We start from the raw sequence: 8,253 nt of genomic DNA, 5'->3' as shown, positions 1-8,253 counted from the left end.
CGACGCGCTCGAGACGCGCCTGCGGGAGCGGCTGCGCGGCAAGTCGGGCGCGCTGAACTGGCTGTTCGCCCGCCGCGCGGATCCGCCGCCCCGGGGGCTCTATGTCTGGGGAGAGGTGGGCCGCGGCAAGACGCGGCTGATGGACATCTTCTTCGAGGCCGCGCCGACCGAGCCCAAGCGCCGCGTCCATTTCCACGACTTCATGCTGGACGTTCACGCCCGCATCCACGCCGAGCGGCTCGCCGCCAAGGAAGGCCGGGGCGTCGCCGGCGACGTCATCCCGGTGATCGGCGACCAGCTCGCCCGCGAGGCCTCGCTGCTCTGCTTCGACGAATTCCACGTCACCGACATCGCCGACGCGATGATCCTCAGCCGGCTGTTCGAGCGTCTGTTCGCGGCCGGCGTGATCGTGGTCGCCACCTCGAACGTGCCGCCGCCCGAGCTTTACCGGGACGGCCTCAACCGCTCCCTGTTCCTGCCCTTCATCGCGATGCTGCAGGAGCGCCTGGATGTGGTGCGGCTCGACGCCCGCACGGATTTCCGTCGCGAGAAGCTCGGCGACGGGCGGATGTGGCTGACGCCGGCCGACGACGAGGCCCGCTCGGCGCTCGACGCGGCCTTTCTGGCGCTCGCGGGCGAGATCGGCGGCCCGGCGAAGCTTGAGGTCCAGGGGCATGTCGTCGAGATCCCGCATGCCGCGCACGGCGTCGCGCGCGCCTCGTTCGACGCGCTGTGCGGACGGCCGCTCGGAGCCGCGGACTATCTGGCGATCTCCCGACGCTTCCACACGCTGATCCTCGACGACGTCCCGGAGCTCGACGACCGGCGCCGCAACGAAGCGCGCCGGTTCATGACGCTGGTCGACGCGCTCTACGAGCATCACGTCAAGCTGCTCGCTTCCGGAGCGGCCGAGCCCGACCGGATCTGGATCGGCCGCGAAGGCTACGAGGCCTTCGGCTTCGCCCGCACCGCCTCCCGGCTGGTGGAGATGGGCTCCGACGAGTGGCTGTCGCGCCCGCACGGCAAGCCCGACAGCGCCGCGAGCGGCGCCACGACCGGCCTGGTCGAGACCTGACGGAGAGGGTCGCAGGCCCGCGCTCCCTTGAACGGCTTCGCCGATCGGGCTAGTTGCGAAGGCCTGACTGCCCGCGGGGCCTGTCGCCTCGCCACGCCCGCACTCTCACGGCTCTGAGGACCCCATGGCGCGCAGCAAGATCGGACTCGTCGGCGCCGGCCAGATCGGCGGCACGCTCGCCTTGCTGGTCGGCCTCAAGGAGCTCGGAGACGTCGTCCTGTTCGACATCGTCGACGGGGTGCCGCAGGGCAAGTCGCTCGACATCGCCGAGGCCTCGCCGATCGAGGGCTTCGACGCCCGGCTCAAGGGCACCTCGTCCTACGAGGATCTTTCGGGCTGCGACGTGGTGATCGTCACCGCGGGCGTGCCGCGCAAGCCGGGCATGAGCCGCGACGACCTTCTGGGCGTCAACCTCAAGGTCATGGAGCAGGTCGGCGCAGGCATCGCCAAATACGCCCCCGACGCTTTCGTGATCTGCATCACCAATCCGCTCGACGCCATGGTGTGGGCGCTGCGCACCGCCTCCGGCCTGCCGACCCACAAGGTCGTCGGCATGGCGGGCGTGCTGGACTCGGCGCGCTTCCGCTACTTCCTCGCCGAGGAGTTCGGGGTCTCGGTCGAGGACGTCACGGCCTTCGTGCTCGGCGGCCATGGCGACACGATGGTGCCGCTGCCGCGCTACTCGACGGTCGCGGGCATTCCGCTGCCGGACCTCGTCAAGATGGGCTGGACCACCCAGGAGCGGCTCGACCAGATCATCCAGCGCACCCGCGACGGCGGCGCCGAGATCGTCGGCCTGCTCAAGACCGGCTCGGCCTTCTACGCGCCGGCCGCCTCCGGCATCGCGATGGCGGAGAGCTATCTTCGCGACAAGAAGCGCGTGCTGCCCTGCGCCGCCCACCTCACCGGCCAGTACGGCGTGGACGGCATCTATTGCGGCGTGCCGGTGGTGATCGGCGCGGGCGGCGTGGAGCGCGTCGTCGAGATCGAACTCGACCGCGCCGAGAAGGCCGCCTTCGACAGGTCGGTCGACGCCGTGAAGGGCCTCATCGAGGCCTGCAAGGGCATCGCGCCCAATCTCGGAAAGTAACCGTTCCGGGCCTCTTCCGCACGGAGGAGGCGCAAGGGAACGACGACGTTACGGCCCGCCCGGTGGCGAATTCCGGCGGGCCGTGCTTATAGGCGCCGGAGAACGGCCGACGCGGCGCGCGCCTGGCGCGGAGCTCGCCTCGCCGGAGGGAGGAACTTCATGAACATACACGAGTATCAGGCGAAAGCGCTGCTGCGGCGGTTCGGGGCGCCGGTGCCGTCCGGGGCGGCGATCCTGTCGGCGGCCGACGCCGACGCCGCGATCGCGTCCGTGACCGGGCCGGTCTGGGTGGTGAAGTCGCAGATTCACGCCGGCGGCCGCGGCAAGGGCAAGTTCGTCGAGGCTGAGGCCGGCGAGCTCGGCGGCGTGCGGCTGGCCCGCTCGGCCGAGGAGGCCAAGAACTTCGTCCAGGAGATGTTCGGCCGCACGCTGGTGACCAAGCAGACCGGCCCGGCCGGCAAGCAGGTCAACCGGCTCTACGTCGAGGAAGGCTCGGCGATCGAGAAGGAGTTCTACCTCTCGGCGCTGGTCGACCGCACCACCGGCGGGGTCGCGTTCGTGGCCTCCACCGAAGGCGGCATGGACATCGAGGAGGTGGCCGCGAGCCACCCGGAGAAGATCCACACCATCGCGATCGATCCCGCGACCGGCGTGCTGCCGCATCACGGCCGGACGCTCGCCAAAGCGCTCGGGCTGACGGGCGACCTCGCCAAGCAGGCCGAGAAGCTCTCCGCGACGCTCTACGAGGCGTTCGTGGCGACCGACATGTCGATGCTCGAGATCAACCCGCTGATCGTCACCAAGGACGGTCAGCTGCGCTGCCTCGACGCGAAGGTCTCCTTCGACTCCAACGCGCTCTACCGCCATCCGGAGCTCGCCGAGCTGCGCGACCTGACGGAGGAGGACGAGAAGGAGATCGAGGCGTCGAAGTACGACCTCGCCTACATCGCGCTCGACGGCACGATCGGCTGCATGGTGAACGGGGCCGGGCTCGCGATGGCCACCCTCGACATCATCAAGCTCTACGGCGAAGAGCCGGCGAACTTCCTCGACGTCGGCGGCGGCGCCACGGAGGAGAAGGTCACGGCGGCGTTCAAGATCATCACCGCCGACCCGCAGGTGAAGGGCATCCTCGTCAACATCTTCGGCGGGATCATGAAGTGCGACGTGATCGCCAACGGCGTGATCGCGGCCGTCAAGGCGGTCGGCCTGCAGGTGCCGCTGGTGGTGCGGCTCGAGGGCACGAACGTCGAAGAGGGCAAGCGGATCATCGCCGAGAGCGGCCTCGACGTGCTGCCGGCCGACGATCTGGACGACGCGGCGCAGAAGATCGTCGCCGCGGTGCGGGGGAGGAACTGAGCATGTCGATCCTGATCGACGCCAACACCAAGGTCATCTGCCAGGGCTTCACCGGCAAGAACGGCACCTTCCACTCCGAGGCGGCGATCGCCTACGGGACCCGCATGGTCGGCGGCGTCGCCCCCGGCAAGGGCGGCAAGACGCATCTCGGCCTGCCGGTGTTCGACACCGTGAAGGAGGCCCGCGAGGCGACCGGGGCCGACGCCTCGGTGGTCTACGTGCCGCCGGCCGGCGCCGCCGACGCCATCTGCGAGGCGATCGCGGCCGAGATCCCGCTCGTGGTGTGCATCACCGAGGGCGTGCCGGTGCTCGACATGGTGCGCGTCAAGCGCGCCCTGGAAGGCTCCAAGACGCGGCTGATCGGCCCGAACTGCCCGGGCGTGGTGACGGCGGGCGAGTGCAAGATCGGCATCATGCCGGGCAACATCTTCTCGCGCGGCACCGTGGGCGTGGTCTCGCGCTCCGGCACGCTGACCTATGAGGCGGTGTTCCAGACCACCCGCGAGGGCCTCGGCCAGACCACCGCTGTCGGCATCGGCGGCGACCCGGTCAAGGGCACCGAGTTCATCGACATGCTGGAGCTGTTCCTGGCCGACGAGCGGACCGAGTCGATCGTGATGATCGGCGAGATCGGCGGTTCGGCCGAGGAGGACGCGGCGCAGTTCCTGAAGGACGAGGCGAAGCGCGGCCGCAAGAAGCCGACCGTCGGCTTCATCGCCGGCCGCACCGCGCCTCCCGGCAGGCGCATGGGCCACGCCGGCGCGATCATCTCCGGCGGCAAGGGCGGCGCCGAGGACAAGATCGCCGCGATGGAAGCGGCCGGCGTCCGCGTCTCGCCCTCGCCGGCGCGGCTGGGCAAGACGCTGGTCGAACTGCTCAAGGGCTGACCGGCCTGGCGCTGCGGCCTCCACCTGAGGCCGCAGCGCTGTCGCCGCCGCCCGTCTTGCACGAAAACTGAAACATGAATTAGGAGAAATTGAACGCGGTTTCCGCTCCGCCACGCGGATATCGCATTTGCGGCGTTCAAATCGCTCGGCGCCGGCCTATATTGCGGTGCGAAAAGGTCTTCGGCTCATTCGAACTCGAGGCTTTCCGGGATGTCACGCCAGGCGGCGAACGAGGCTCTTGCCCGCACCTCATTCCTCTGGGGCGGGAACGCCGCCTATGTGGAGGACCTCCAGGCCCGCTACCTGAAGGATCCGTCCTCGGTCGAGCCGGACTGGCGGGCGTTCTTCAACGACCTCGGCGACGCGCCGGAAGCGGTCGAGAAGACCGCCGAGGGTCCCTCCTGGGAAAAGCCGAACTGGCCGACGCCGCTGAACGGCGAGCTGGTCTCCGCCCTCGACGGCAATTGGGGCGCGATCGAGCTCTCGCTCGGCGACAAGCTCAAGGCCAAGGGCGAGGCCAAAGGCACGCCGCTCACCGAAGAGCAGATCAAGGCCGCGACGCGCGACTCCACGCGCGCGCTGATGATGATCCGCGCCTATCGCATCCGCGGCCATCTCGCCGCCGACCTCGATCCGCTGAAGCTCGAGCCGCGGCCCGAGCGCGAGGAACTCGACCCGGCCTCATACGGGTTCGGCGAGAAGGACCTCGACCGCAAGATTTTCATCGACCACGTGCTCGGCCTCGAATTCGCGACCGTGCGCGAGATGCTGGCCATCCTGAAGCGCACTTACTGCTCGACGCTCGGCGTCGAGTTCATGCACATCTCGGAGCCCGGCGAGAAGGCCTGGATCCAGGAGCGCATCGAGGGGCCGGACAAGGCGATCGCGTTCACGCCCGAGGGCAAGAAGGCGATCCTGAACAAGCTGGTCGAGGCCGAGGGCTTCGAGAAGTTCCTCGACGTCAAATACACCGGCACCAAGCGGTTCGGCCTCGACGGCGGCGAGTCGATCGTCCCGGCGCTCGAACAGATCATCAAGCGCGGCGGCGCGCTCGGCGTGCGCGAGATCGTGGTCGGCATGGCCCATCGCGGCCGGCTGAACATCCTCTCCCAGGTGCTGGGCAAGCCGCACCGGGCGATCTTCCACGAGTTCAAGGGCGGCTCCTGGACCCCCGACGAGGTCGAGGGCTCGGGCGACGTGAAATATCACCTGGGCGCGTCGTCCGACCGCGAGTTCGACGGCAACCAGGTCCACCTGTCGCTGACCGCGAACCCGTCGCATCTCGAGATCGTCGATCCCGTGGTGCTGGGCAAGGTGCGCGCCAAGCAGGACCAGCGCACCGACGTCGACCGCGTGCAGGTGATGCCGCTGCTGATCCATGGCGACGCGGCCTTCGCGGGCCAGGGCGTCGTGGCGGAGTGCTTCGGCCTGTCCGGCCTGCGCGGCCACAAGACCGGCGGCTCGATCCACTTCATCATCAACAACCAGATCGGCTTCACGACGAGTCCGCGCAACGCGCGCTCCTCGCCCTATCCGTCCGACGTCGCCAAGATGATCGAGGCGCCGATCTTCCACGTGAACGGCGACGACCCGGAGGCGGTGACCTTCGCGGCCAAGATCGCGACCGAGTTCCGGCAGAAGTTCCACAAGCCGGTCGTGATCGACATGTTCTGCTACCGGCGCTTCGGCCACAATGAGGGCGACGAGCCGGCCTTCACCCAGCCGCGCATGTACCGGAAGATCCGCAACCATCCGACGGCGCTCGAGACCTATGCGGAGCGGCTCGAAAGCCAGGGCGTGATCGCGCCGGGCGAGGTCGACGAGATGCGCGCCGCGTTCCGGTCGCGGCTCGAGGAGGAATACGAGGCGGGCCAGGCCTACAAGCCCAACAAGGCCGACTGGCTCGACGGCCGCTGGGCCGGCATCAAGGCCGCCAAGGACCCGGACGATCCGCGCCGCGGCAAGACCGGCGTCGACGTCGCGCGCCTGAAGGAGATCGGGCGCAAGCTCTCCGAAGCCCCCGAGGGCTTCCACGTGCATCGCACGATCCAGCGCCTGCTCGACAACCGTCGGAAGATGACCGACGAGGGCGAGGGCGTCGACTGGGCGATGGCGGAGGCGCTCGCCTTCGGATCGCTGCTGACCGAGGGCGTGCCGGTCCGGCTGTCCGGCCAGGACGTCGAGCGCGGCACCTTCAGCCAGCGCCATTCGGTGCTCACCGACCAGGAGACCGAGGAGCGCTTCACGCCGCTCAGCAATCTGTCGAGGGATCAGGCCCGCTTCGAGGTCATCAACTCGATGCTCTCCGAAGAGGCCGTGCTCGGCTTCGAGTACGGCTACACGCTGGCGGAGCCCAACGCGCTTACGCTCTGGGAAGCGCAGTTCGGCGACTTCGCCAACGGGGCCCAGGTCATCGTCGATCAGTTCCTGTCGTCCGGCGAGCGCAAGTGGCTGCGCATGTCCGGCCTCGTGATGCTGCTGCCCCACGGCTATGAGGGGCAGGGGCCCGAGCACTCCTCCGCCCGCCTCGAGCGCTACCTGCAGATGTGCGCCGAGGACAACATGCAGGTCGCGAACTGCACCACGCCGGCGAACTACTTCCACATCCTGCGCCGGCAGATGGTCCGCGAGTTCCGCAAGCCGCTGATCCTGATGACGCCGAAGTCGCTGCTCCGTCACAAGCGGGCGGTGTCGCCGCTGTCGATGATGGAGGAGGGGACCTCGTTCCACCGCCTGCTGTGGGACGACGCGCAGCTGAGCCCCGGGTCCACGATCGCGCTCAGGCCCGACGAGGAGATCCGCCGCGTCGTGCTGTGCTCCGGCAAGGTCTATTACGACCTCGTCGAGGAGCGCGAGAAGCGCGGCGTCGACGACGTCTACCTGCTGCGCGTGGAGCAGCTCTATCCGTTCCCGCTCAAGGCGGCGGTCAGCGAGCTCTCCCGCTTCAAGCAGGCCGAGATCGTCTGGTGCCAGGAAGAGCCGCGCAACATGGGCGCCTGGTTCTTCGTCGAGCCCTATCTCGAGTGGGTGCTGAACCAGATCGGGGCGGAGCATCGCCGGCCGCGCTACGCCGGTCGTCCGGCCTCGGCGGCGACCGCGACGGGCCTGATGTCGAAGCATCTCGCGCAGCTTCAGGCGTTCCTCAACGACGCGCTCGCGGAATAGCGATCGGAATCCGCGATCGGGCGATCGTCATCGCCTATGTGATCCGCTAGAGAGGTCTGCGCGTCAGAATGGTCCCGATCGGGGGCTGACACGAACCGGGAGGCTCCTTCGGAGCGAGCATATGAGCACTGAGATCCGCGTCCCGACGCTCGGCGAGTCCGTTACTGAGGCCACCATCGGCCGGTGGTTCAAGAAGCCCGGCGAGGCGGTGGCGGCGGACGAGCCGATCGTCGAGCTGGAGACCGACAAGGTCACCCTCGAAGTGCCCGCGCCGGCGGCCGGCGTTCTGGGCGCCATCGAGGCCAAGGACGGCGAGACGGTCGGCGTCGGCGCGCTGCTCGGCTCGATCGAGGACGGCAAGGGCGCCGCCCCGGCTGCGCCGAAGGCCGCGAAGGCCGCCGAGCCCGCCAAGGCCAAGGAGGACGAGGCCGCCGCGCCCCTGAAGGACGACGCGAACGAGACCCGGCCGAAGGCGAATGGCGGCTCCGCTCCCGCGGACGCCGATCCCGCGCCGTCGGTCCGTCGCCTTGCGGAGGAGACCGGCGTCGACCCGTCAGGCGTCAAGGGCGCAGGGTCAGCGCGACGCTACTTTTGTTGCAGTGCGAACTAGCGCTGTCAAACCGCAGCGCCAGTCTACGCAGCCTGATCTGCGATCCGCGCCAGGCTCTCCTCACGCC

The 8,253-nt window shown here is 69.0% G+C and carries 5 protein-coding genes and 1 pseudogene; all 6 read left to right on the top strand.

Going from position 1 to position 8,253, the window contains the following annotated elements; genetic code table 11:
• Window positions 1–1,075: cell division protein ZapE (gene zapE, locus ACIKT0_RS09400; protein WP_407105095.1), on the top strand; the 1,075-nt coding region annotated here is incomplete at its 5' end.
• A 124-nt stretch (window positions 1,076–1,199) separates the two neighbouring features.
• Complete coding sequence (gene mdh / locus ACIKT0_RS09395) at window positions 1,200–2,165, top strand: malate dehydrogenase (protein ID WP_407105094.1); 966 nt, start codon at window positions 1,200–1,202, stop codon at window positions 2,163–2,165.
• 159 nt (window positions 2,166–2,324) lie between these two features.
• Window positions 2,325–3,524: an ADP-forming succinate--CoA ligase subunit beta gene (gene sucC, locus ACIKT0_RS09390; RefSeq protein ID WP_407105093.1), complete on the top strand. Its 1,200-nt coding sequence runs from the start codon at window positions 2,325–2,327 to the stop codon at window positions 3,522–3,524.
• A gap of 2 nt (window positions 3,525–3,526) precedes the next feature.
• On the top strand, window positions 3,527–4,411 hold the full coding sequence (sucD, locus tag ACIKT0_RS09385) for a succinate--CoA ligase subunit alpha (protein ID WP_183394990.1): 885 nt from the start codon (window positions 3,527–3,529) through the stop codon (window positions 4,409–4,411).
• A gap of 210 nt (window positions 4,412–4,621) precedes the next feature.
• Window positions 4,622–7,576, top strand: a complete 2,955-nt coding sequence (locus ACIKT0_RS09380; RefSeq protein WP_407105092.1) for a 2-oxoglutarate dehydrogenase E1 component — start codon at window positions 4,622–4,624, stop codon at window positions 7,574–7,576.
• 121 nt (window positions 7,577–7,697) lie between these two features.
• A pseudogene (locus ACIKT0_RS09375) lies at window positions 7,698–8,162 on the top strand (biotin/lipoyl-containing protein); the annotation flags it as partial.
• Between the last annotated feature and the right edge of the window lie 91 nt (window positions 8,163–8,253).

This window comes from Hansschlegelia beijingensis, assembly GCF_045505405.1.
Taxonomy (GTDB): domain Bacteria; phylum Pseudomonadota; class Alphaproteobacteria; order Rhizobiales; family Methylopilaceae; genus Methylopila; species Methylopila beijingensis_A.
Note: the sequence above shows the minus strand (reverse complement) of the source record. Positions and strands in the feature narration are given on the sequence as shown.